General features: G+C 71.0%; 17 protein-coding genes. 8 read left to right on the forward strand and 9 right to left on the reverse strand.

What is annotated here, in order from left to right:
- Positions 1-62: 62 nt before the first annotated feature.
- Positions 63-1,058, reverse strand: coding sequence for an aromatic ring-hydroxylating oxygenase subunit alpha (locus QOZ89_RS13970; protein WP_312623968.1), 996 nt, complete (start codon positions 1,056-1,058; stop codon positions 63-65).
- A 253-nt stretch (positions 1,059-1,311) separates the two neighbouring features.
- Here QOZ89_RS13970 and QOZ89_RS13975 point away from each other — a divergent pair, with 253 nt between their 5' ends.
- The 5 genes from QOZ89_RS13975 (at position 1,312) to QOZ89_RS13995 (ending at position 8,205) form a co-directional block, all read left to right on the forward strand.
- Entirely contained in the window at positions 1,312-3,651 is a 2,340-nt protein-coding gene (locus QOZ89_RS13975; protein ID WP_071048560.1) for an acyl-CoA dehydrogenase family protein, read from the forward strand.
- A 202-nt stretch (positions 3,652-3,853) separates the two neighbouring features.
- Positions 3,854-5,227: an ABC transporter substrate-binding protein gene (locus QOZ89_RS13980; RefSeq protein ID WP_071048752.1), complete on the forward strand. Its 1,374-nt coding sequence runs from the start codon at positions 3,854-3,856 to the stop codon at positions 5,225-5,227.
- A gap of 203 nt (positions 5,228-5,430) precedes the next feature.
- Positions 5,431-6,456 (forward strand): LLM class flavin-dependent oxidoreductase, encoded by a 1,026-nt coding sequence (locus tag QOZ89_RS13985; RefSeq protein ID WP_116271511.1) that lies wholly within the window; start codon positions 5,431-5,433, stop codon positions 6,454-6,456.
- 93 nt (positions 6,457-6,549) lie between these two features.
- On the forward strand, positions 6,550-6,927 hold the full coding sequence (locus QOZ89_RS13990; RefSeq protein WP_071048753.1) for a nuclear transport factor 2 family protein: 378 nt from the start codon (positions 6,550-6,552) through the stop codon (positions 6,925-6,927).
- Between the two features lie 456 nt (positions 6,928-7,383).
- On the forward strand, positions 7,384-8,205 hold the full coding sequence (locus QOZ89_RS13995) for a hypothetical protein (RefSeq protein ID WP_071048754.1): 822 nt from the start codon (positions 7,384-7,386) through the stop codon (positions 8,203-8,205).
- A 651-nt stretch (positions 8,206-8,856) separates the two neighbouring features.
- On the opposite strand, the gene QOZ89_RS14000 is transcribed toward QOZ89_RS13995, so the two are convergent.
- Both QOZ89_RS14000 and QOZ89_RS47335 read right to left on the reverse strand, forming a co-directional pair.
- A complete protein-coding gene (locus QOZ89_RS14000) occupies positions 8,857-9,630 on the reverse strand; it encodes an NB-ARC domain-containing protein (protein WP_071048756.1) in 774 nt (257 codons plus the stop codon).
- Positions 9,631-9,671: 41 nt separating this feature from the next.
- Positions 9,672-10,277, reverse strand: coding sequence for an effector-associated domain EAD1-containing protein (locus QOZ89_RS47335; protein ID WP_397428756.1), 606 nt, complete (start codon positions 10,275-10,277; stop codon positions 9,672-9,674).
- On the opposite strand from QOZ89_RS47335, the gene QOZ89_RS14005 reads away from it, so the two are divergent.
- The 3 genes from QOZ89_RS14005 (at position 10,276) to QOZ89_RS14015 (ending at position 13,834) form a co-directional block, all read left to right on the forward strand.
- Positions 10,276-11,073, forward strand: a complete 798-nt coding sequence (locus QOZ89_RS14005; protein WP_071048757.1) for an NYN domain-containing protein — start codon at positions 10,276-10,278, stop codon at positions 11,071-11,073. The two genes, QOZ89_RS47335 and QOZ89_RS14005, sit on opposite strands and share 2 nt — an antisense overlap.
- A gap of 253 nt (positions 11,074-11,326) precedes the next feature.
- The gene (locus QOZ89_RS14010; protein WP_071048758.1) at positions 11,327-12,691 is read left to right on the forward strand and encodes a tetratricopeptide repeat protein; all 1,365 of its coding nucleotides are present in this window, start codon (positions 11,327-11,329) and stop codon (positions 12,689-12,691) included.
- A gap of 297 nt (positions 12,692-12,988) precedes the next feature.
- Complete coding sequence (locus QOZ89_RS14015; RefSeq protein ID WP_071048759.1) at positions 12,989-13,834, forward strand: SAM-dependent methyltransferase; 846 nt, start codon at positions 12,989-12,991, stop codon at positions 13,832-13,834.
- Positions 13,835-13,843: 9 nt separating this feature from the next.
- Here the strand turns inward: QOZ89_RS14015 and QOZ89_RS14020 are convergent, their stop codons facing one another.
- The 6 genes from QOZ89_RS14020 to QOZ89_RS14045 all read right to left on the reverse strand — a co-directional run bounded on the left by QOZ89_RS14020 (position 13,844) and on the right by QOZ89_RS14045 (position 23,722).
- Positions 13,844-14,386 carry a hypothetical protein gene (locus QOZ89_RS14020; protein WP_241841708.1) on the reverse strand — a complete coding sequence of 181 codons (543 nt, stop codon included), beginning with the start codon at positions 14,384-14,386 and terminating at the stop codon, positions 13,844-13,846.
- Positions 14,387-14,536: 150 nt separating this feature from the next.
- Complete coding sequence (locus QOZ89_RS14025) at positions 14,537-15,889, reverse strand: NsdA family TPR-like regulatory protein (protein WP_071048760.1); 1,353 nt, start codon at positions 15,887-15,889, stop codon at positions 14,537-14,539.
- Positions 15,890-16,446: 557 nt separating this feature from the next.
- Complete coding sequence (locus QOZ89_RS14030; protein WP_312623970.1) at positions 16,447-16,689, reverse strand: hypothetical protein; 243 nt, start codon at positions 16,687-16,689, stop codon at positions 16,447-16,449.
- 1,017 nt (positions 16,690-17,706) lie between these two features.
- Positions 17,707-18,990 carry a hypothetical protein gene (locus tag QOZ89_RS14035; protein ID WP_071048761.1) on the reverse strand — a complete coding sequence of 428 codons (1,284 nt, stop codon included), beginning with the start codon at positions 18,988-18,990 and terminating at the stop codon, positions 17,707-17,709.
- Positions 18,987-22,040, reverse strand: a complete 3,054-nt coding sequence (locus QOZ89_RS14040; protein ID WP_312623971.1) for a DEAD/DEAH box helicase — start codon at positions 22,038-22,040, stop codon at positions 18,987-18,989. Before QOZ89_RS14040 ends, QOZ89_RS14035 begins: the two co-directional genes overlap by 4 nt.
- Complete coding sequence (locus QOZ89_RS14045) at positions 22,037-23,722, reverse strand: toll/interleukin-1 receptor domain-containing protein (RefSeq protein ID WP_071048762.1); 1,686 nt, start codon at positions 23,720-23,722, stop codon at positions 22,037-22,039. The genes QOZ89_RS14040 and QOZ89_RS14045 overlap by 4 nt, the downstream gene beginning before the upstream one ends.
- Positions 23,723-23,825: the final 103 nt, after the last annotated feature.

Raw genomic sequence — 23,825 nt, forward strand, 5'->3', positions numbered from 1 at the left:
GCCCGGGCGCCAGCGCCTCGCGCGGGCGGTGCCGAGATGCGGATGTCCGGCGTCCGTGGTGGCTATTCGCCGGCCGGGATCTCGTAGAACTGGGTTGCCCAGCGGCGGTAGGCCATGTAGGGCTTGGCGTCCTGGATGGCCAGGGTGGGGTGCTCGATGTAGTCCTGGTAGCGCCAGATCTCGAGGTCGTCGTCGAGGGTGGAGAGGAATTCCTTCTCGAGGCGTTCGAGGACGTCGGGCGGCGGGGCGTCGGACTCGTCGCCGGGGATCCGGGGCCACCAGATCGAGTAGAACATGTCCGAGCAGCCGTCCTCGACCGGTGTGGTCGCGAAGATGAGGCGGTAGTTGTCCGCGCCGGCGAACGCGCTGATCGCGCCGCCGAGGCCGAACAGGTAGCTGTGGATCCGCAGCGCCATCACGTCCGGGTCGTCGCTGCGCCTGTCGGGCCAGCCGGTCTCGAACAGCCATCCGTTGTCGTCGGACTCCCAGTTGAGCAGGACCGGGGTGACGGTGGCGTGGTGGACGTACCGGAAGTGCATGCTGTCGGCCGCGTTCTCGCCCGGGATCTGCGGGTGTACCGGCTCGCGCTCCACTTTGCGGGACAGGGCCGGGTAGGGCGGGTAGTAGGCGGCGGGGTCGGTCTCGAACTGCGGGAACACCGTGAAGATGTCGGGCATCTCCCAGCGGGGCGCCTGGCCGTTGGGCTGGTGCCAGATGAACACGCAGCCGTACTGCTCCCGCACGGGCCACACCCGCAGCTGGGCGGCGCGGTTGGGCCGGTCCTGGTAGGGGATGTAGCGGTTCCGGCCGTCCGGCCCCCAGCCCCAGCCGTGGAACGGGCACTCGATGCAGTCGCCGTTGACCTTGCCACCGTGGCCGAGGTGCGCGCCGAGGTGTCGGCAGTGTGCCTGCAGGACATGCAGCCCGCCGTTGTCGTCCCGGTAGGCGACCAGGTCCTCACCGAGGTACCGCAGCGGGCGGCCTTGGCCGGTGGGGAACTCGGCCGACCAGCCGACCATGAACCAGCCGGTTGGCTTCCAGGTGAACGGAACCTTCATCTGACGTCCCTCGCTAAAAGCTCTAGATTTATCTAGCGCCAGGTCGAAGCGGCAAGGGTGGTGCGCGGCCGCGGCCGGTGGCCGTCGCGCGGCCTGGGTGGGTCCCGTGCGCCGGGGCCAGTGCGCGGGCCGCTTGGGCGGGCCTCGATGGACGAGGCGCCGACCCGAATAATATATACATATCAACGGACGGTGTCGGGCCAGACGGCCCCGCCGTCCCAGCCGAATGGCGGCCGACCCTCGGGAGACGCGGATGGACCTGTCGCTGGACGAGGCGTCGCGGGCGGCGCGGGAGCTGGTCCTGGCGGTGCTCGCCCGGCGTCCAGGGCTGGCGGCGGCGCGGGCTGCCGAACCGCTCGGGCACGACCCGGGGCTGTGGGCCGAGCTGTGCGCGGCCGGGCTGCCGGGGCTCGCGGTCGCCGAGGAGCACGGCGGCGGCGGTACCGGCCTGCACGCGCCGGCCGTCGCGGCCGTGGAGCTCGGCCGGGTGCTCGCGCCGGTGCCGTTCGCGGAGCACGTCGCGGCCGCGCGGCTGCTCGCGACGGCCGCGCCGGAGCATCCCGACCTGCCCGCCGTCGTCGCCGGCGAGCTGGTCGCGACACTGGCGACGCGGGTGCGCGCGGGCGTCGGCGTGGCGGTGCCAGCGGGGGCGGTCGCCGGCCTGGTCCTGGCCGTCGTCGACGGGCGACTGGTCGCGGCGCGTTCCACTCCTCCCGGCGTCGCCGTCGCCAATCAGGCCGACCTGCCCATCGCCGACCGCGACCTGCGCGGCGCGATGGTGCTCGGCGGCGGTCCGGCGGTGGTCGCGTTCGAACGGGCACGCTCGGAGTGGCTGGTCCTGATGGCCGGATGGCTGGCCGGGCTCGCCGACGGCGCGCTGGAGCTGGCGACCCGGTGGGTGAAGGAGCGCGTCCAGTTCGGCGTGCCGATCGGCTCGTTCCAGGGAGTGCAGCACGGCCTCGCGGACCTGCCGGGACTGGTCGACGCCGCGGCGCTGCTGGCGCGGGAGGCGGCCTGGAGCCTGGACACCGGGCGGCGGTCGGAGACCGGCGCCGACGGCGGCCAGCTCGCCGGGATGGCCGCCTTGATGGCCACCGACGCCGCCCGGCACGCCGCCGACCGCGCCGTTCAGTACCACGGCGGCCTCGGGGTCGCCGTCGAACACGACGCGCAGCTGTTCTTCCGCCGCGCCCGCGCCTACCCGGTGCTAGCCGGCGCCCCCCTCGCCCTCGCGCGCGAGCTGGGCCGCGCCCTCGTCGACAGCTCCGTCGCCGACGCCGCCCCCGCGTCGTCGGCCGGCACGCCGGCCCAGCCCGGTGCCGACGGCGTCGGCGGGACGGACTTCGCCCACAGCCCGTCGGTCGCCGCGTTCGCCGCCGAGGTCCGGGCCTTCGTCCGGTCCTGGCTGACCGACGAGGTTCGCCGCGAGGCACGCCGGACCGGCACCGTGCACGTCCCCGCGCTGCACCAGGCCCTGGCCGAACGCGGCTGGCTTGCCGCCTCGGCACCGGGCGGGCGCGCCGCCAGGGATCCCTACGAACTGGGCGCGCTCTTCCGCGAACTGGAGCTCGCCGACGCTCCGTACCACGGCATCGGCACCACCATGATCGTCGCCGGGGTGCTCGACCAGATCGGCGGCCCGGCGCTGCGGGCCGACGTGCTGCCCCGGCTGCTGACCGGCGAGGCCACCGCGGTCCTCGGCTACTCCGAGCCGGGCTCCGGTTCCGACGTCGCCGCCGCGCGTACCCGGGCCACCCCCGTGGACGACGCGCGCACCGCCTGGCGGATCAACGGCCAGAAGATGTGGACCACCCTCGCGCACACCGCGGCCCACTGCCTGCTGCTGACCCGCACGAACCCCGACGTCCCCAAGCACCGCGGCCTGACGATGTTCCTCGTCCCGATGGACGCCCCGGGCATCACGATCCAGCCGATCCACACGATCGCCGACGAGCGGACCAACGTCGTCTTCTACGACGACGTGATCGTCCCGGACTCCTGCCGGGTCGGCGACGTGGACGAGGGCTGGCGGGTCATGGCCATCGGGCTGAGCCTGGAACGCGGCGTCATGGGCAGCACCGCGATGCTCGAACCACTGCTCGCCGACGTGACGGCCTGGGCCCGCGTCCCCGGGCCGGCCGGCAGCTGGCCAGGCGGGGGGCGACCGGCCGACGACCCGGCCGTGCTGACCGCGATCGCGCACGCCCGCGTCGACGCCGAGGCCGCCTTCCTGCTCACCCAGCGCACCGCCTGGCTGAACGTCTCCGGGCAGTCCCCCGCGGTCGCGGGCACGATCGCGAAGCTGTTCGCGTCCACCGCCTACCAGCGTGCCAGCCGTGAGCTCCAGGATGCCGTGGGCCTTGGTGGCATCCTGCGCGCGCCCTCCGGCGAAGGCACCGTCCCAGCGGCCGCCGGCGGCGAGATCGAGCGAGCCGCCCGCCACTCCTGCGTCGTCACCATCCAGGGCGGCACCACCGAGATCGCCCGCAACCTTGTCGCCGAACAGCGCCTCGGCCTCCCGAAGACCCGCCAGGGTACCCGTCGCCAGCCTGACGGGGGTGGTGAGACCGCCGCCCGGCCAGCTCAGACTTGACGCCTCCATCCGCCAGGTTAATCATCTATATATATAAATCTATGGGCGACAGAGACGCTCCGCCGGTCGGTGGGTCCGGACGGATCCGGGCCGACGTGACCACCACCGCCGGCGGGCCTGAGCCGTCTCCGCCGAGCGGTCTGGCGATTCATCCAGCCGCGGCGGGCCTGGCGGCCCGCCGCGTTTATCGCGAAGGACTCTGATGAGACTGCCCGCACGATTAACGACCCGCCTCGTCGCGGCACTGGCCGCCTCGGCCGCGGTCATGGCGGGGATGGCCGCCTGTTCGGACGACAAGGCCGACACGACCACCAGCGCTCCGACGGTCGGCGTCGCCGACGTGAAGGCCGGGCCGCCCTCCGGGTGGAGCGACGGCGGCTACAAGCCGGACCTGTCCACGCTGAAGTGCGGCCAGACGGCCGCCGACCCCACCCGGGGAATCACCGACACGGAGATCACCATCGGTGGCCTGGCCTATCTGACGAGTCCGTCCGGTGCCTCGATGACCGGCACGGAGGCGGGCGCCCAGGCACGGTTCGCCCGTGCCAACGCCGAGGGCGGCATCAACGGACGTAAGATCAACTATGTTGGCACCCTCGACGATGGCAACGACCCGGCCCGCAACAGCTCGCAGGCCAAGGTGCTCGTCGAGCAGAAGAAAATCTTCGCCGCCGTGCCGGTGATGACCAGCGGCGCCAGCTACCTGGACACGTTCTGCGCGCAGACCGTCCCGTTCTTCGGCTGGGGGTTCAACTCCGGCTTCTGCAACACCTCGATCGGGTTCGGCATCACCGGATGCCTGCTGCCCGGCAAGGACCTCAAGGCCACCGCGACCACCTACGGCGTCATGCTCAACGCCCTCTTCGGCGGCAACGCGACCGGGAAGACAGTCGCCCTCGTGGGCAACGACGACGACACCGCACGCACGGGGCTGGCGTCCATCGCCCGGCAGATCAAGTCGGTCGGCCTCGACGTCGTGTACCAGGAGACGCCGATTCCCGACTCCGGCCTGAGCGACGCCACCCCGATCGTCAGCGGGATCATGACGGCGAACAAGGGCGCGCCGCCGGACGTGGTGCTCTACGGCACGGACTTCACCGCGACCACCAAGCTGACCGAGGCGCTGGATGCCGCCGGGTACAAGGGCAAGCACCTCAACACCGTCGGCTATGACCCTCGGCTGGCCGCCGCCAAGCTGCCCGGTCTGGAAGGGGCCTACACGTCCCTGCAGTGGCAGCCGGGCTCGGACGTCTCCGTGCCGGCGATCAAGCAGATGGCCGACGACATCAACAAGTACGCCCCGGGCACTGCGATCAGCCTGCCGACGATCGCCGGGTACTGGTCCGCCGACATGTTCGTCGCCGCGGCGACCAAGGCCGGCAAGGACCTGAACCTCAACACCCTGCTCAAGCTCATGAACGGCAACTTCTCCTACTACGTCGACAACGCGGTGGCCGAGTCCCGCTGGCCGCTCAACCACTTCCTCTCGACGCCGTGCACCTCCGTCGTCCAGCTGAACGGCGACAAGTACGACGTCACCAGCGCCCTGTCCTGCGGGGCCTACACGGCCGGCTGACAGCCTGTGATCCGTGCACAGGCGCCGTGCGCGTGCCGGGCGCGGGGCCGCCGCGCGGATCACATGGTGAACATGTCTGAGGGGCGCCGCCAGGCGGGCGGCGCCCCTGAGCACGGCGGCGCCGGACCGGTCATGGGCCTCAGATGTCAGGCCTCGCGAACCGGCGACCGCCGTCGGCGCCCAGCCGGAGGCGGAGTCTGGTGATGACTGACGAACGGGACGCCGGGCGAGGCCCCGACGCGAGCGAGCGACCGGCGGCGGAGGGCCTGAAGGTCGGGCTGTTCGTGGACGCGCGGAACCCCCAGCCGTGGCGGCGCCCCTGGCGGGAGCACTACCCCAGGCTGCTCGACCTGGCCGCCGAGGCCGACCGGCTCGGCGCGGACTGCATCTGGCTCACCGAACACCACGGGTTCGACGACGGGTACCTTCCGCAGCCCCTCGTGCTGGCGGCGGCCGCGGCGAGCCGCACGGCGCGGGCGAGGATCGGCACGGCCGTGCTGCTGGCGCCGATCCGCGACCCGGTTCACCTGGCGGAGGAGGCGGCACTCGTCGACCTCGTGTCGGGTGGCCGGCTGGAGCTCGGCCTTGGAGCGGGGTACGTGCCGGGCGAGTTCGAGCTGTTCGGCGTCGACATGGCGGCGCGGTTCGCCACCCTCGACGCGGTGTTCACCCGGGTGCGCGCCCTGCTGACCGACGGTGGCGTCACCCCGGCGCCTCTGCAGCGTCCGGTGCCGATGTGGCTGGGCTACGGCGGGCCGGTGGGTGCGCGCAGGGCCGGGCGGATGGGCGCGTCGCTGCTCACCATCGGCCGGCGGGCGGCGGCCGCGTATCTCGAGGGCCTGGCCGAGGGCGGGCACGACCTCGCGTCGGCCCGGTTGGCCGGCGACGTGGACATCGTGGTGGCCGACGACCCGGAAGCCGCCTACGAACGGATCAGGCCGCACTACCTGTACCAGCTGAACTCCTACCGGCAGGCCGGTCGGCTGGGGCCACCGCATTCCGAGGCGGAGCTCGGCGACCGGCTCGGGCATGGCCGCGCCCGCGTTCAGCTGAACCTGCTCGTGCTGTCGCCCGACGAGGCCGTGACCGAGGTGCGCCGCCGGGTCGCGGGCCTGCCGGTGGCGCACGTCTACACCTGGGCGACGGTCGCCCAGATGCCCGAGGACCTGGCCGCCCGTCACCTCGAACTGTGGCTCGGACCGGTACGGGACGCCCTGTCGGCGCCCTGACCGCCCGGCCACGCGCACGTCGACCCAAGCGACACCAACGACACGCATGACACCAACGACCCGCACGACTTGCATGACCAAGGAGGCGCAGCTATGGACTTGGCCGACCGCCTGGCGCTCGGCGAGCTTCCGGCCCGCTACGGCGACCTGATCGACGACCGCAACTGGCGGGATCTCGACCAGATCTTTCTACCGGACGCCACGTTCGACATACCCGGTCAGGTCCTCGACGGGCTGGCCGAGATCCGGACGTTCATGACCCAGGCCCGCCACCCGCGGACCCACATCATGACCAACATCTATGTCGACGAGACGCCGGACGGCGTCATCCTCCGGTTCCGCCTCGTGGGCATGCGGCCCGACGGCCGGATCAGCACCGGCCGGTACCGCGACGTCGTGGTGAAGCGCCCGGAGGGCTGGCGGGTGGTAAGCCGGGTCTTCACCGCGACTCCGTACGAGGATCCAGCGTAAAGAACGTTCACCCGACCGTAGTCGTGAAAGATCGCCGGTTCTGTACCCGGATCCGAGTTCTGACCCCCTGCCAGGTTCGGATTCGGGTACACATCCGCCGATCAAGCTCATGGCGCGGTGGCACGGCCGGGCCAACGTTGGCTGACGCAGGACACTAGCTGGGAACGGGTCGATCACGACTCACCACTTCCGCCCGGCGAAGGCTGTGAGACGCGACACTCGGGCCGCGAGGGCCGTCGATGGGCCGCCGGAGGCCGACCAGCGCCTGTGAGCTGGACATCTGTCGCGAGACCCATAGCCTGTGCACGGGTGTTCAGCGCGTACCGTACCGAAACAGGCAGCGAGAAAACACACACCGAACTACACTGATGGCGCGACGGAGAATGCGACGTGTAGCCCCGGTCAGCCACGTTCCCGCGCGCCGGAAGAGCAGACCGACAGGCTGGAGTCGATGCCGTGAGAAGGCACTGGTCCTGGCTTATTCCTCTTCTCGTCGCGGTCACGTCCCTCACGACACTGATCTTGCTTCCGGTCGATGGCCGCGGCGCACTGTACGTGTTGCTCGTGGTGGTCAGCTGGGTCCTTTTCGCCGTCTTCCTGACCGCAATGGTGATCACCGTCGTGAACGCGGTGCGCCTGCGACGGAGCCGTCGCCGCCGGGCCCGCGCGGAGATCGCCGCGCGGGAGACGCGGAAACAGGCTGAGACCGTCGAGGCATGGCGTGAGGCATGTGACCTGCTTGTCGCGCTCGCTCGGGGGACTCTGCTGCCAGCGCTAACCGTATGGGGTCCTGTCCTGAACCCCGGTGAACAGGCGTTCCTCGACACGGTGGTTTATGGTTCACGGTACTACGGCGGAGACGGCGCCTACGTGCACGTCAACTCCGTGTTCGTGGGGCCGGCGCCGTTCATGGTATTCGGGATGGCCGCCACGGCGATGGGGAACAGCGCCCGTCGAAACGCGGCCGCAGCGGATGTGGTTCGCCGCTGGCGCGACCCGCGGCAGCTGCGCATCATCGTCACCAACTACGGGTTCCTCTGCTTCGCGGAGGATCGATGGCACTCCTTCGCGTTCCGTCTGGTCTCCGGTTTCTATCCCGAGCCGCTGAACTGGTCGGTCGTGTTCACCTTCAGCGACGGGATACCGCCGTTGCGCCTTGACGGCGAGGGCGCACCCGCTGTCGCGGTCCTCTCCGCCTGGGCGATGGGGGGGCAAGCCTGGCTTCGGGACCATCCGGCGCTGGAACCGCTTCGCCCGGTACGCCACAGCGCCCACTGACCGGTCGCTCACGCTCCCGCGCGGAAGACGGCCCGTCGAGGTCAGGTGGCCGGGCTTGGCGCGCCCGGTTATTCGGCGTGGGCTGGCGTGGGCCGGACGTATCGCTCGGCGAGGAGCTGCCGGTTTCCCTCGCCCTTCGAGGTGTGCGGGATCCGGTCGACCAGGTGGATTCGCTTCGGCACGGCGAATGCGCCCCTTGCCGAGGACCACCAGCGGCCGCTTCGCCTCGGTGAGCAGCGCCAGCGCACGTCGGACCGACCCCGGCGCCGGCGGCCGGCTGGGCGCCGGGCCCGCCACGGTGAACACCGACTCCCGCGCCGCCTCCGGCGACATCGTCTCTCCGAGAACCCGCGCGGGAAGGCCGAGGTAGACCCCTCCCGGGCGTCCGGACACCGCTGCCCGAACGGCCCTGGCCACCCCGAGCCCGACCTTTCCACGGCGTCAACCCGAAACGCCGCCTTCGTATGGGGCCGCGCGGCGGAGAGCTGGTCGAGTTCCTCGTAGTCACCCTGCCGCAGATCGACGATGGCGCGATCGCTCGAACCGCTGATCTGGACGACTGGGAAACAGTTGGTGGTCGCGTTCGCGCGGCTCGCCGGCCCCCCAGGGACCTTTCGCGTGGCGGCCGAGGATCAGCGGCCGAAGCCGCCGTCAAGGCCACCAGCGTCGCACGCGGAGCAGTGCGGAGATGAGCCACCGCGACAGCCCATCCGCCTTTCCGGTCGCGGATGGCGGCCGCCATTGCCTCGGCGAGGGCAGGTTGGAGCTGGGTGGCCGGAAGATGCGGCGCCAGCGCGGCCAGGACCCGTGCCCGGGTGACTGGCCAGTCGACGAGCGAGTCCCGAGGCGGACCATCGAGCCCGCCAGCGCGAGGGCCTGGATCAGCCCGCCGCAGCGCCGGACGATCTCACCGGCGACCGGCGGGAGTTCGTCGACCGCGCGGCCGGCATGCGCCGCCAAGACCCTTCGGGAGAGGTTCTCGTCTGCCATCGCCAGCTCGTGGCCACCGGCGTCGGCGTACCACGCCTGCCGCGTGCGGGATGTGACCAGGATCCGCACCCCGGCCGGCGGCTGGAAGGCATTCACGACGGCGATGTCCCAGACGTCGTCGAGAACGATCAGGCAGCGGGCACCGACCAGCATCCGCCGCAGCCGGCGCACCCCCTCGGCGGCGTCGACGACCCGGGCGACGTCGCCGAACGCGGTCAGCACCCGGCCGAGGAGCCCGGCGAGGCCCGGGATACGTCCGACCCGTTCCCACACGATCCCGTCCGTGAACAGCTCCCGCACCGCGGGGTCGTGCACGACGGCGGTCGCGATCGTCGACTTGCCAGTTCCGCCCATCCCCCACACCTCGACCGCCTGACCGGCCTCCAGCTCGGCCAGCAGCTCGCGCAGCGCGCCGACGTTGGCGCCGCGAGCCACATAGCGGGGTGGCAGGGACGGCAGCAGGTCCTACGCCGGCTTCATACGGCCACGCGCCAGCCCGGCGCCGGCCCCACCCGCGAACACAGCGTTGGCGGGGAACAATCGCGCCGCCTCCGCGAACAGTGTCTCCGAAGGCCCGCTCGCACACCCTGGGTGATCAGAGCGGAGACCTCGGACCAGAAGGCGTATGCGTCGGGTACCTGCCAGGACGGGTGCCGACCAGCGCCGAGCCCCGCCGCCACCAGCAGCCGCCGCGCCGCCCCGGGATCCGCGAACACGTCCGCGAACTCCCCGATCTCCGCCGGCGAGAGGGCACCCACCGGCGGCCCACCCCCGCCCCGACACCGCCACACGCTCTGGCCGGCCGTCCTCACGAACATCATCCCACCCGGCATGGGTTCCCCGACACGCCGCGTTGCCCATACCGGGACACCCCGGCGAGACACCCCGGCAGCGCAGCCCGCGGCAGTCCGGCAAAACCGATCTTGGAGCGTCGCATGCGCGCCCGCGGGCCCGGGGCGCGGACGCGAGTACGGGCGACGGCCGGGGCGGCAACGCACCGCCGAGAAGGCGGCCTCCCCTTGGGGGATGATCTGGTCGGGCCATCCGAGCCTGGAGCGGTATCGATGATTGAGGGTGAGCATGGCCGGCGAGAACACAACCAGGCTCGCGGTACTGATCGACGCGGACAACGCGTCGCCCGCGAGCGTCGAGGGGCTGCTGGCCGAGGTCGCCAAGTACGGCACCGCGCACGTCAAACGCGCCTTCGGGGACTGGACCGGAACCAGCCTGAGGGGATGGAAGGACCAGCTGCTGGCCCAGTCGATCCAGCCCATCCAGCAGTTCGCCTACACCAGCGGCAAGAACGCGACCGACGCGGCGATGGTCATCGACGCGATGGACCTGCTGTACTCCGGCCGCTTCGACGGGTTCTGCATCGTCTCCAGCGACAGCGACTTCACCCGGCTCGCCCAGCGCGTGCGGGAGTCCGGCCTGACCGTGTACGGCTTCGGCGAGCGCAAGACCCCGAAATCCTTCGTCGCCGCCTGCGACAAGTTCATCTACGTCGAGAACCTCACCACCGAGGCCGAGCCCATCACCGCGGCCGGCACGGCACCCAGGCTGGCGACCCGCCCACCCGCGTTGCAGCTCAAGGCGGACGCCGGCCTGGTCAACCTCCTGCGCAATTCGATAGACGCGGCCTCCGACGACGACGGTTGGGCGACACTGGCATCGGTTGGCAACATCATCACCAAGCGGAAGCCGGACTTCGACTCCAGGAGCTACGGCTACACCAAGCTCAGCGACCTGCTGGCCGCGATCAGTCTCTTCGAGGTGAGCCGCCGCAGCCCGGGCGACGGAAAACCCGCGATAATCTACGTGCGCGACAAGCGAAACACCCAGGGCGACAAACCCAAGATCGGCGCATTGGGCGGGTAGGACGGCGCCGAACCGTCCCCAGCCCAGGCGGGCCGTAGTCGGCCGAGGCGCCCTGACGACCAACCCTTCAGGCCCATCCGGATCGAGAAGGTTCATGGTGTCGATCCCATCCCGGCCTGGGTTCTGTGTCCCGGGTCGAGCGGCGGATCGGCCTCGGCGGACCGGCTCCCGACCGACGGACCGAGCTGGTGCTGTCACGGATGTGGCTCCGCTCGGTAATGCCCGCTCGCCTGGAACCACGGATAATTGCGTCATGAGCGAGATCTGCACGGACCGCTGGGGCGTCCCGGTGCGGGCAGCCGACCCGGCCGCCGTCACGTTGCTGGACCAGGCGATCCAAGATCTCGTCTCGCTCGCCGGGGACCCGGTCGGCGGCGCCGAGGCCGCGATCGCCGCGGACGGCGAGCTGGCGCTCGCCCGGGTCTTTCGCGCCTACCTGTCGCTCTACGCGACGACCGCCGAGGGTGGTGCCCAGGCCAGCGAGCTCCTCAAGCCGCTGGAGGTCGCCACTGCCGGCCTGGCCGGGGCCCCCGCCGGGCTGGCAGCCCCGCGCGAGGCCCATCACCTGGCCGCCGCCAGGGCGTGGGCGGACGGCGACTGGCGGGCGGCCACCCGGGCGCTGGAGCGGGCCCTGCTAGCCAACCCCCGTGACCTGCTGGCGCTGAAGGTGGCGCAGGATCTCTACTTCTTCCTCGGCAACCGTCACGAGCTGCGCGACGTCGTGGCGCGGGTGCTCCCCTCCTGGCCGGAGGGCGACCCGGCCTCGGGGTTCGTCCAGGGGATGTACGCGTTCGGACTGGAGGAGAACGCGGACTACCGAGGTGCGGAGGAGGCGGCCCGCCGCGCCCTTGCCCGCGACCCGAAGGACGTGTGGGCCGTGCACGCGCTGGCCCACGTGTTCGAGATGGAGGGCGGCCTCGCGTCGGGCACGTCGTTCCTGACCTCGTCGGCCCCCGCCTGGCGGGACAGCTTTTTCGCGGTGCACAACTGGTGGCACCTCGGGCTGTACCTGCTGGAGCTGGGCCGGGCCGACGACGCGCTCGCGCTGTACGACGAACGGATCCGCGCGGCCAGGTCGACCGAGTGGCTCGACGTCGTCGACGCGGCGGCCCTGCTTTGGCGGCTGGCGCTGTACGGGACGGACGTGGACGCCCGCGCGGCCGCGCTCGCGGCGGACATCTCCGACCTGATGGGCGCGCCGGCATATATCTTCAACGACTGGCACGCTGTCATGACCTTCGGGCTGGCCGGCGATCATGCCCGCGCGGCCCAGGTCATCGCCGCCAACCGGAGCCTGACCGCCCCCACCAACAGAAGGGCGGCCGAACGGGCCGGGCTAACTCTTCTCACGGCCTTCTCGGCGTTCTCCGCCGGCGAGCCTGTGGCCGCGGTGGACCTGCTGATCGACATCCGCCCCGAGGCCAACGCGGTCGGCGGGAGCCACGCGCAGCGCGACATCATCGACCTGACCCTGATTGCCGCGGCGGCAAGGTCCGGGCAGGCCGGCCTCGCCCGCGCCCTGGTCACCGAGCGGGTCGCGCGGAAGCCGCCGGCCGAGCCCTCGGCCCGCGCCCTGCTTCTCGCCAACGGCGGCGACGAAGCCTGGCTCACCTGGTAGCCGGCAACGGGGAGCAGACCAGCCAGCCAGGAAAGCGCGGCGGCACGCGTCGACGAACGCCGAGTGATCAACGCCACAATGCTGGCGTGGTCGCCATAAGCCCTGGTCCCGGGACCAGGGGCCCGGAGCGGGCCCGGCCCCGGACCGCCTGTGCCGCACCTCGTCTGGCTAAGCTGCGGGTGCTTCTGGTCCTCCCGTAGACCGGTGGTGCGGACGACGCCCACGCGCGTGTACGGGGGCTGTATCCATGCGTACGCAGCATCCATGCGTACGCGGCGAGTATGTCGGAGGTCCTGCGTGACCGAGAGGCCCACACTCAGCTGGGACGGCGCGGTGGCCAAGGTCGACCCGGTTGAGCTGCGCACGGACGTTCCTCATTCGGCGCGCGTCTATGACTACTTCCTGGGCGGTAAGAACAACTATCCGGCCGACCGGGAGGCCGCCGAGCTCGTCCTGAAGTCGGGCCCCAACACGCGGATCTCCGCGCTGGCGAACCGGGCTTTCCTGCACCGCATCGCCCGCTACCTCGCCGGGACGGTCGGCGTTCGGCAGTTCCTCGACATCGGCACAGGCATCCCGACCTCCCCGAACCTGCACGAGATCGCGCAGGGAGTCACCGCGGATGCCCGAGTGGTCTACGCCGACCACGACCCGATCGTGCTGGCCCATGCCCGCGCCCTGCTCGTCGGGAAGCCCGAGGGCAGGACCGCGTACATCGACGCGGACCTGCGCGAGCCCGAGAAGATCCTCGGCTCGCCGACGTTGCTGGAGACGCTCGACCTCAGCGAGCCGGTCGCGCTCTCGGTCATCGCGATCCTGCACTTCATCCCGGACTCCGACGACCCGCTCGGCCTGATGCGCCGCTATCTCGACGCCCTCCCGTCGGGGAGCTTCCTGGCGATCACCCACGTCACCCCGGACTTCGCCCCGGAGGAGGCCAGGCAGGTCACGGAGATCTACCGGGCGCGGGGAATCCCCCTGCAGGCGCGTACCCGGGCCGAGGTCGGCCGTTTCTTCGACGGGCTGGAACTGGTCGAGCCGGGCGTCCAGGTCGTCCACCGTTGGCGGCCGGACGCCGGCACCGACCTCAGCGCCACCGACGCCCAGGTCAACCTCTACGGCGGCCTCGCGCGCAAGCGCTGACATCAGGCGTCACCGGGTCTCGGCTCGGCCAGATCCTTCGAGGCCCCCCGCCAACAGGACGGCCAGGTCGGCCCAGGACCCGGCCGGGATCGCCCATGAGGGCACCGGCCTGGTCCCGGCCTCTTCCCGGGCGTCGCCCAGGAACAGGTAGCGGTGCGGGACGGTCGTCATGTGGACCAGGACGTCGAGGCGGTCGTCGACGAAATGGGTGATGCCGAGGCGCGCACAGACCGGGGCCTTCTCAGGACGGCGGCGGACGAAGTGCAGGTTCGCCGGCGGGATTCCGGTGCGTTCGAAGAACTCGTGATGGGCCAGCCACGCGCGGGTGAGCGCGGCGATCTTCGGGCCGCATTTGGAGACGACGTGGACCCGGCCGGCAAAGGGGCCGGCGGTGAGTGCCGTGAGCGCATCGAACGCGCCGGCGACCGCCGGCGTCAGCATCGGCTGGGAGCCGAAGAACGAGGTGTCCTGGTCGTCGGCGGCCCGGCTCGTGAGCACCCCACCGACATCGACGCCGAGCATCGACGCCGACGCGGGCTCCGGATACGGCACCGGCTGGGAATCGGTGAGACCAGCGCGACCCGGGGCGGCTGGTACCCGTCCGCCACCATCGGCAACTACTGCTTCTGTCGAGATTTCCATCATTCTGGACACTCAGGATAGCCACCGCACTTCCTTCGCGACGGGCAAGGTCAGCCGGCCTCAGCCGGCGGTGATCTCGGCAAGGTGCCGCTCAAGATCGCGGGCGGCGGGGACGGACACGTGCCGGCGCAGGCGGCGGCGGACCTCGTCGGCGCGCCGCGCGTTGCGCCGCGACCGGATGACCGTCAGCAACGGGACGGCCTGTGCGGCCAGCGCGCAGCCGGCGTCGACGTCGCCCAGGTCGATCTGCACGCCCGCGCGGCGCAGCAGGTACGTCGCCCGGTCGCGGGCCTTCTCAGCCGGGTGGGCCGCCTGCGCCTGGCTGAGCCATCCGTCGGCCGACAGCAGGTGGCCGAGGTCGACGTAGCAGCAGCCGACCTGGGCCTGGAACTCGGCCTCGTCGAAGTAGTACGCCCAGGCCGGCTCCTGCGTCGTCGCCTGGTCGAACGCGGCCTCGGCGACGGCGAGCTCGCGCATGCACGAGACCTGGTCGCCCAGCGCCGCGTGTGCCCGGGCCTTGCGCATGTGCAGCATCGCGCCGACCCGGCCGGTGATGCTGCCAGCCGTGCGCACGGCCGCCTCCGCCAGCCTGATCGCCTCGACGGGCCGTGCGGAGTCGACGCACTGCAGCGACATGTTCTTCAGCACGTTCGCGCCGAGCGGGCGGTCACCGCCGACGTGCGCGGCGTGCAGCGCGGCCACCCAGTAGCGTTGCGCACTCGTCAGGTAACCGGCGTCAAAGGAGACCCAGCCGGCGAACCGGGCGAGCTCGGCGGCCACGATGTGCAGCTCGCGGCCGATCCGTTCGGTGTAGCGGCCGCGGGCGAGCAGCTCCGCTACCACGCCGAGCTCCGCGTCGACGAGCCGGCGTACGCTCGCGCCGCCGAGCCGGTCGTCCATCACCCGCAGGCTGGGAATGTTGTGCGCGATCTGGTGCACGATCTGCTCGTCGACGAGACCGCCGTCCAATGCGCCCGCCAGACGCGCCGGTTCCAGCTCCAGCCACTCGTCCGCGAGCGCGGCGACGCCGGAGCCGCTGATGGTCAGGAAGCCGCGACGGTCGGTCACCGCATCCTGGACGACGTCGGCCAGCGCGGTCAGGCTGCCGACCTGGGTCCAGGGGTAGTCAACGCGGACGTTGTCGCCGGTGGGCAGCCAGGACGGCCACGGATGGGACTCCAACCGCTCGGTGGGCACTCCCAGCTCCGTGGCCAGCGCCAGCTGGGACACCCGGTCGGGCACGACCCCGCGGTGCTCCCAGCGCCACACCTTCTGCCGCTCGGCGGCCATGTTCGCCTCGCCGAGGTCGCGGGCTCTCCTCGCGACGACCCGGGCGAGTTTCTGATAGGTCCAACCCCGCTGGGCACGGACGAACGTCAGCGGATGCGCGCATATCTGGACATTCTCTGCCATTGTCGGCGATCCTCTCGGGTTGCGGGCATGAACGCCCGGGAGACGACTGGGCCAGGGCGCTGGCAGGGCGCCCCCGCGACGATGGTCCGGCGCTGCAACGGGCAGCTCATGGGCCGCCCAGATCGGAAGTACTCGGCCAGTTGCACGGGTATAGGGACGGGATCTTTCTCGCCAGTCACCGAGCTATTCGGCGACCGCGGGACGGGCAACTCGATCTGCTGGTCACATCCGCTGGCCACGGCCGCGATTTCTCGTTGCCGCCACGCGTCGGGCCCGCCAGGTCTCACTCAGCTGTGGCAGCAACTGGCGTACCGGGCGCTGGCCGGCAACGCCCGTCCGTCAGCGCGAAACGGCCATCCGGCTTGTTTCAAATGGGCGTTGAACCAGATATAGATGAGGACTGCCACTGAAGCCTGGACGGCTTTCACGCGGGATTATGGCATGATATGTCCATAATATTCGAGGCGGGCGGTCCGTCGACTATGGAGAAGGAGTAAAAACCTTCCTCGACCGGAAATGTACCCCGGCTAAGGCATGGGATGGCCATGGAGCGGCTGTCAGGCGACGTCGGGAGGTAGCAGGAGGGACGCCACGGCTCGGTGGGCCGAGGCGCATGGACCGCGCAGGGCTCGGCCGTCATCCCAGCCATGACCACAGTCGGGACAGCGTCGGGGAATGACGGCCAGGACACGGGCCGTCTTGGCGGTCCGCCGGAGTCGGCGCGCGGTGGTCGCCGAGCCGGCGGCCGCCGCGGCCGCGAGGGCCAGGGCGGCCAGAGCGAGGATGACGGCAGCCAGCATGCATGCCTCCCAAGACAGGGAGGGCGGGGGACGATGTCCCCCCGCCTTCACCCGGACCCGTCATGCGCGCCGAAAGCTTCGGCGGGCCTGATCACCACCTCGTTGTAGCGATCTGTCTGCGGACAGTACGCCCGTGCAGACGCCTTTGCATACGCCAGGACACACTTGGCCCACGATCAGCCCATTGGACTCCGGAAGACTGGCTACAGTTGGTCGACCGGTGGATTTCAAACTGATACACAACGATGCAGGTGAGCGATCCACCAGCCGGCCAGATCTGGCACTTCGGACGCCCGCCATTCGATCTGCGCCGGGCGTCACAGCCGGTCGATGTGGTGATCAATAACTGTCATCGGGGCGCCGGCGGGAAATTCCCAGGTCCGCGAGGCTCCGCGAGTCGAGCTTCGGCCCGTGATCTTGCCCTCTGCGGCTCGCGTGGCTTGTGGCGTGTCACAATTCGATCTGTTGGTGCGGACCCAGATTTCATCACCAGTCGACCCAGAATCTTTCGCACCTGGGCCGAGTGTGACCGTGTGATTCCTTCCGCCCCTTGCCGATGTCGAATTCGCCGGGCCGCGCCGCGCTTGCTCGCCACTCAGTGACACGCCACAGGGCAGGCCCATCGCGACCTCCAGCGGAGGCCCGGTGAGCACATCAACCCCCATCCGCGATACCTCACGGCAGTGACGGCGGGACAAGAAGTGCTATGGGCGGCAGAGCGGGCATGTCGCGGTCAGGGCCGGCAACAGGACAACGAGGTCCGAACGGACGAGAACACGACGAAGCCCGGGGAGGAAGCTATGAGGATGCTGCGGAGGCTCCGTCATGAGGCCCGGCGTGACGTGAACGCGGCCGACCGGTCAGCGGCACGGGGTCCGCGGCGGCTGCGCCGGCGGTCGCGGACCCGCTCGACGACGAGCGCCCGCTACTGACAGATCGCGGCGCCGGCCCGCATTCGCTGCCTGCCCGCCCGCCACAGCGCGGCGGGCAGGCAGCGACTTTTCCGGAGGGACAGGACTACTGACGCGTAGCGCCTCTCTGGCGTCCTGTTGGCCGGGGTTTCGGGCTTGGATGGTCGACGAGGGCGTCGAGGCGGTCGAGGTCGCGGGTTCTGCCAGCTCTTTCGGCGAAGTCGCGCAGGTCTGCCACGGTTGGGGCTGGGACCGCCAAGGCCCTGGCGATGGGAATGAAACGCTGACGCAGGTCGTCGAACGTCCCGACATCGGGCGTTCTGGTGATGGCGAGGGCACGTTCTCGGATCGCCTGACGGCGGACGCCGGCATCGTCGCACCACAGCTGGGCAAAATGGTGCTCGCGTAGCTCGTACGACCCGACCCGCGACAGTGACAGCTGCGGCGAGACAGGGCCAAAACATTTCGCCGGCAGCGTGATGCGCCACTGGCCGTCGCCCTGCCTGGTCGGCACCGCGGGTCCGACCGGCGATCTCTCGGCCCATTCGGACCAGATCCTTGCCGGATCCCCCACACCCTCGGCCTCGATCAGGTCCCCGACCCGGTGGACCTGCGCGATGACCTTGCCGAACAGGTCGTCCGGCTCCTCGGCGAGCGCGGTGTAGACGAGCACGCCATGTCTCTCGGTCTCGACCAGGTAGACCGGCAGGAACGCGTTACCCACCGCCGTGATGCGCAGGTCGGTCAGGAGTCCAGGCAGGTTGAACGCCGCCCGGTCCGGGTGGGCCGCCAGCTGCTGGAAGGCGGCGGGGTTGAACGGGGTCGCGTCGAAGAACGACAGGAACCTCGACCCGCCTCGCAGCCGTTCCGGGGGGACCTCCGGCGTCGGCAGGACGGTGACATTGCCGTGGTAGTAGGCACGCGGGAGAGCCCAGGACGTCCGCTGTTCGAACAGAAGCAGCAGGCGGCTCTCCTTCCACTCGTACCGGATATCTTTTTCCCAGGAACGCCGGCCGAGGCCGGTCAGCGTCAGCCGGTCCCCGTCGACGTGAACGTGGTCGATGATCCGGAGGAACTCGACGCACCGCTGGACCAGGCTCTCCGGCAGGGCGAGGAACCAGGCAACGTCGGCGAGCCGTTCGATGCGTCCTTCGGCGAGCGCGCGGACGACGAAGTGGTCGATGATCTCGTACGCCTGCTCGTCGCACACGCGCGCCGTGGTCTCCACCTGGTGAAGCGGCCAGAGGACCGGGAACAGGCGCAGCGGCCGGACTCCGGGGAGGGTGACGACGTGCTCGACGGCGCGGCGGGCCGGGTAGATGACCGGTCCCGAACCAGCCGTCACCCTGTTCCCGGTGTTTCCGAAGTCCGCGCTGGCGGCGGGGCTCACGGCTGGCCTCGCAGAAGCTTCTCGATCTCGGCCGACGGCCGGATCTCGCCGTGTTGCCGCAAGTGGCCCATCATGGTCTCCATCAGCTCGCGGAAGCCGGAATCAGTGGCGGAGCAGAGCGTCAGCAGATCGCCGACCATGACCAGCTGCCGCCTTGCCCGGGACACGGCGACGTTGATCCTGCGCAGTTCGGTGAGAAATCCGACCGAGCCCCTGCCGTTGCTTCGGGTGAAGCCGTAGACGATCAGGTCGCGTTCCCCGCCCTGGAACGAGTCGACCGTCCCGATGTTGTCCGCGACCTTCGCCGGGTCACCCAACGCTCCGCCTAGCAGCTCTCCGATTCGCCTCGCCTGCGCCTTGTAGGGCACGATGACCGCCCAGTCCCGGTACCAACCAACCGCTCGGCCCACCAGCAGGGCGATCAGCTCGGCCTCGAACGTGTTGATGTAGCCCGGTTGGCGCGCGGTCTCCCGCTCCGTGCGGCCTGGCGACTCCTCTCGCCGCTGACTCGACGGCCGATCGGAGGTGTCGATCATCGCGAAGGGTGCGCCGAACACCGGGTCGCCGCGGACGCCGTCATGCTTGGTCATCAGACGGCCCTGGTAGAAGGCACCGGAGACGAACCGGCCAAGCTCCTCCGGCATCCGCCGCTGGAGGTTGAGCTCGACGTAGTTGGCGCCCGTAGCCGCGGCGTCAGGTACCAGCAGCTCGAAGCCGCTGGCGCGCAGCAGGTCGCTTGTCCGCGCGACGACGTGCGGCGGGTGCTGGCCGTTCGCGCGCAGGCGGTCGGCCCACCCCCGCAGCTCCTCGTCCAGATATGGCGGGAGCTGGTGCTGGTCGCCGACCAGCACCGACCGGCGGGCCCGGACCATCGGCACGATCAGGTTCGGCGTCGAGATCTGGCCGGCCTCGTCGATCAGCGCGACGTCGAAGATCAGGCCGCTCAGCAGTGGGCTGGTGGCGGTGCCAATGCAGGTGGCGGCGACCACGTCGGCATAGCGCACCAGCTCACGTTGGATCTCCGCCTCGGTGTTCGCCGCCTGGGCATGCCATTCGTCGAGCAGCCTGGCCCGATCGGCCATGGTCTCGACCGCGTCGGCTGCCCAGGTCCGGAACCGTGCCCACTGTTCCTCGTCGGTCGGGTCGTCCTTCCAGATCCCGATCGCGGGTTCCGCGGCCGTCCGTACCGCGCTCCTGAGGATCTGGGCGGCCCGCTGGCATTCCTGGTAACACTCGCGGCGCGCGGCGACAAGACGGTCGCGTTCGCGCGGGAGGGCCGCATACGCGGGGCTGGCGGCGAGGAGCGCCGTCGCCTGCGCGTGGAGGGCCTCGACGGTCGCGGCCGCGTCGGTCGATGCCCGCTCGACGGCGGAGATATCGGCCCGCAGCGCCTCGACGTGTCGGCGCAGCCGCGCCAGGCACCAGCGCCGGAACCTGGCGAGAAGCCGCCACCAGGCAGGCGGGCCGGCGGGCGCGCCGGCCTCCCGTCGGGCCAGCTCGGTGACGGCGTGCTCCAGGTCCGCGCCGAGCTGGTGGCGCCGGGATGCCGAGCGGGCGAGCTGGTCGGCGGCGGCCCGGCGGGAGGCGGCGAGCGGCGGCGACACCGTCTCGACCGCCCGGTCCAGCGCTTCCTCGGCGGCGGCCAGCCCCGCCTCCGCGGCGGCCGCGGCGGCCAGCCGGTCGCCGAGGAAGGCGAGCCACCGTCCGAAGGTCTCCCCCTCCGCCGTAAAGCCGGCGAGCTTGCCGCGAGGCTCGGCGGCCGCGAGGATCCTCACCCTCACGGCCTCGGCCAGGTTGTCCACGCTGTGTTCCCGGGCCGTGGCGGTCATCGAGTGCTCCGCGCCGACCCGCACCACGTTGATCTCCGGTGGCAGGTTCTCCAGCACGTTGTCGACCGCGCGATTGGTGTGCGACGTCACCAGGACTCGGCGGCCCTGGGCGACCAGAGCGGTGACAATCTCCGCGATGGTCCGCGTCTTGCCGGTGCCGGGCGGCCCGAGCACGAGCAGAACGTCCGGCACTTCCAAAGCTCGGGCGAACGCGTCTTTCTGGTGATCGTCAAGGTCTCGGCGGGGGGCCGCACCGAGATCCGGCTGATAGGGGGCGTACACGCCGTCGACCAACGTGTACAGCAAGTTCGGATTGGCCGACCCGCCAGCGGCCAGGGTCTTGATGGCGTCCAGCTGCGCCTGGGAAACCCGGTCGCTGACCGATCGCCGCAGCTCGCCTGAAGGAGAGGGAATCCGCTGGAAGTCCACCGCCTTCTCGAACCGGACGACCAGCTCGCTGTTGTCGATCCTGACCACCGTGCCGCGCAGCCGGTCGCCGCCGATGTCGACAAGTTCCACCGGCGCGTTGACGGTGACACCGGCGCGTCCCGGTCGGACCAGAGTGAACGCGTAGACCCCGCGACCGGAGTGGCGTTCCTCCCGCGTGGACCGCACCTCTTGGTAGAGAAGCGGCGGCGCGGCGGTCTGCCGCGCGATCTCGATGTCCCGGTCCGCCTCGACCAGCTGACCGAGCACCTCGAGATACTCCCGGTGACGCTCGGGCAGCGACGACCGGACGGGCATGTCGGCCCGCGGTCCCAGCATCGACCAGTGGTAGGCGAGAATGTCCCAGTACGACGACCACCGCGGCGCGGCCGTCCCCGGCCTTCCCTGTATGTCCCGCACGTCGTGGAACGCGTGCCAGCCTGCCGGGCAGTGCAGCAACAGTGCGCCCAACGTGAGCTTGTCCTCTTGCCAGAAGGAACGCCGGGAGACGTAACCAAGTCTGTACGCATCGCCGTAGTTCGTCGGGTAGAGAAACGCGACGTATCGGCGGCCGTAGACGACGAGCCGCCCTTTGCCACCAGACTCAAGCCTGGCGGGCAGCGCGCCGTACGCCGACAGTTCCGTGAGTTCGGCGATGAACGCCAGCGGCGCCTGCCCGAGTTCATCGATCGCCCTGGCGGACGGGACAACGGCCAGCGGGCCAGGCAGGGTGACCCGAGCGCGGGTGCTGCTGGCCCCGGCTGCCGCGCCAGATCCCGGTGCCGGCCCGGTCACGGCGCATCCCTGGCGGATAGCCGCCGCCGGGCGGCGCGCAGGCCGCTCGCCAGGTCGAGAGCGGTCGGCCGCCGGGCCGGATCAGGGTGCATGGCGCGGTCGAGAAGGGCGGCCAGCTCCCCGTCCGGAACCTCGTCAGGATTCACCTCGGCCCGCTCGTCGACCGGCCGGGATGGAGGTGCCGGCGCAGGGAGGAACGCGATTGGATCATGGAGCGCCCCCGGCCTCGTTCGGACAGGGTCATCGGTGGGCGACCTCAGGAGGGGTGACGCGCCCGGTGGCTCGGGGATCGACATGCCCGTCCGTGGCGCGCCGAGCAGCGTGTCACGCACCAGCGTGGCGACCTGCCGTACGTCCAGGGCCCGCGCCTCACGGGTCGACCGGAGCTCAGTCCCGAGCGCGGCGCCGGTGGCGGGCAGACCGAAACCGGCATAGCCGAGATCCCGTGGCAGCGCGCGCCGGCGCCTGTCCGTCACGAGGACCGTATCCGCGCTCAGCGCGCCGTGTGCCTGTCCGCGGCGGTGCAGAACCGCCAGGATCCCCGCCAGCTCGACGGCCTGCCCGAGCATCGCGGCGGCGGCGATCCGGTCGGTGGCCAGCCGAGCGGTCGCCTGCCCCGCCGCGCCGCGGTGCACCGTTCGCCAGGTCGGTGCGTGGGCGACGGTGCTCACCAGCGTCAGCCGTCCGCCTGACTCTCTCGTCAGCTCCCCGAGCAGGCGAGGCAGACCGGACTCGCCGCCGAGCGCGTCAAGAAGGCTGGCCTGGGCGGTGAGCCCGGCCCGCACGGCCCTGGCCGCGGGACTGTCCCGGCGGACGTGGAGCTGACGTATCCAGACCCGGCGCGGCGAGGGCTCGATCTCCTCCGCCACCGCTCCCCGCAGGATCCACGCGCCGTCCGGCGCCATAACCGCCTCCACTGGGGCGTGGAGCAGGTAGCGGCGCGCTCCGACAGGCAGCTCCGACCCGCCGGTCCAGGCTTCCGACCCGGGCGGCGCGGCGGCGTCCGCCCTGGTTCGCAGCAGCGTTGGCTGCCCGTCCGCCCGGGGACCGTCCCTCTGCTGGATGATCTGCCCGTAGTTGACGCCGACCGCCGTACCGCCCGGCGCGAACACGGCCCCGATCTGGTTCCCACCCGCGGCGGGCGAATCTTCTCTCGGGTCCGAGGACGGGGTGATGCCGGCTGACACAGCTGGGCCGGCCGGGCCAGCCTGGGAGCTCTCCGGGAACGGTGGCGGGCTGACTGGCTTCGCCCGCGCGCCGCTGACGGCGAGCTCGGCGAACTTGAGCAGGTCGGCACGCGCCTTGTCCGGTGCCATGCCGAACAGGTCGAACGACACAACCTGACCGAGTACCCCTGGTCGGCGGCACTCCTCGACCCGGGCGACGAGCAACGTGCGCCTCGCCCCGGTCGGGTCCGCTTTCCACGCCGCCTGCCACTCCGCCGATCCAAATGCCGACTGGGTATACGCCTCCGACAGCACGGCGACTGTCCGGACCGACTGCGTCACCGCCTCCATCAGGCCGACCAACCAGTTGGTTCCCGGCACGAGATCCCACGCCTGAATCAGGACCCGGTAACCGGCCGCCTCCAACGTCCAGGCGATCCATTCCGCCCACGCCTCGTCGACGCGGGTGTAGGACACGAAGAAGTCCCAGCGAGCCTCATCGACCTCCGCCGCCACGCCGGCCCCATCCCCGTCCGCCAGTCACGTGAATGGCGTGCAACCGTCACACACCGCACCAACCGTGCGAATCATAGCTGGGACCGTCGCAGTCAGCCGTCGC

Source organism: Pseudofrankia coriaricola, from assembly GCF_032027725.1.
Classification (GTDB): Bacteria; Actinomycetota; Actinomycetes; order Frankiales; family Frankiaceae; genus Pseudofrankia.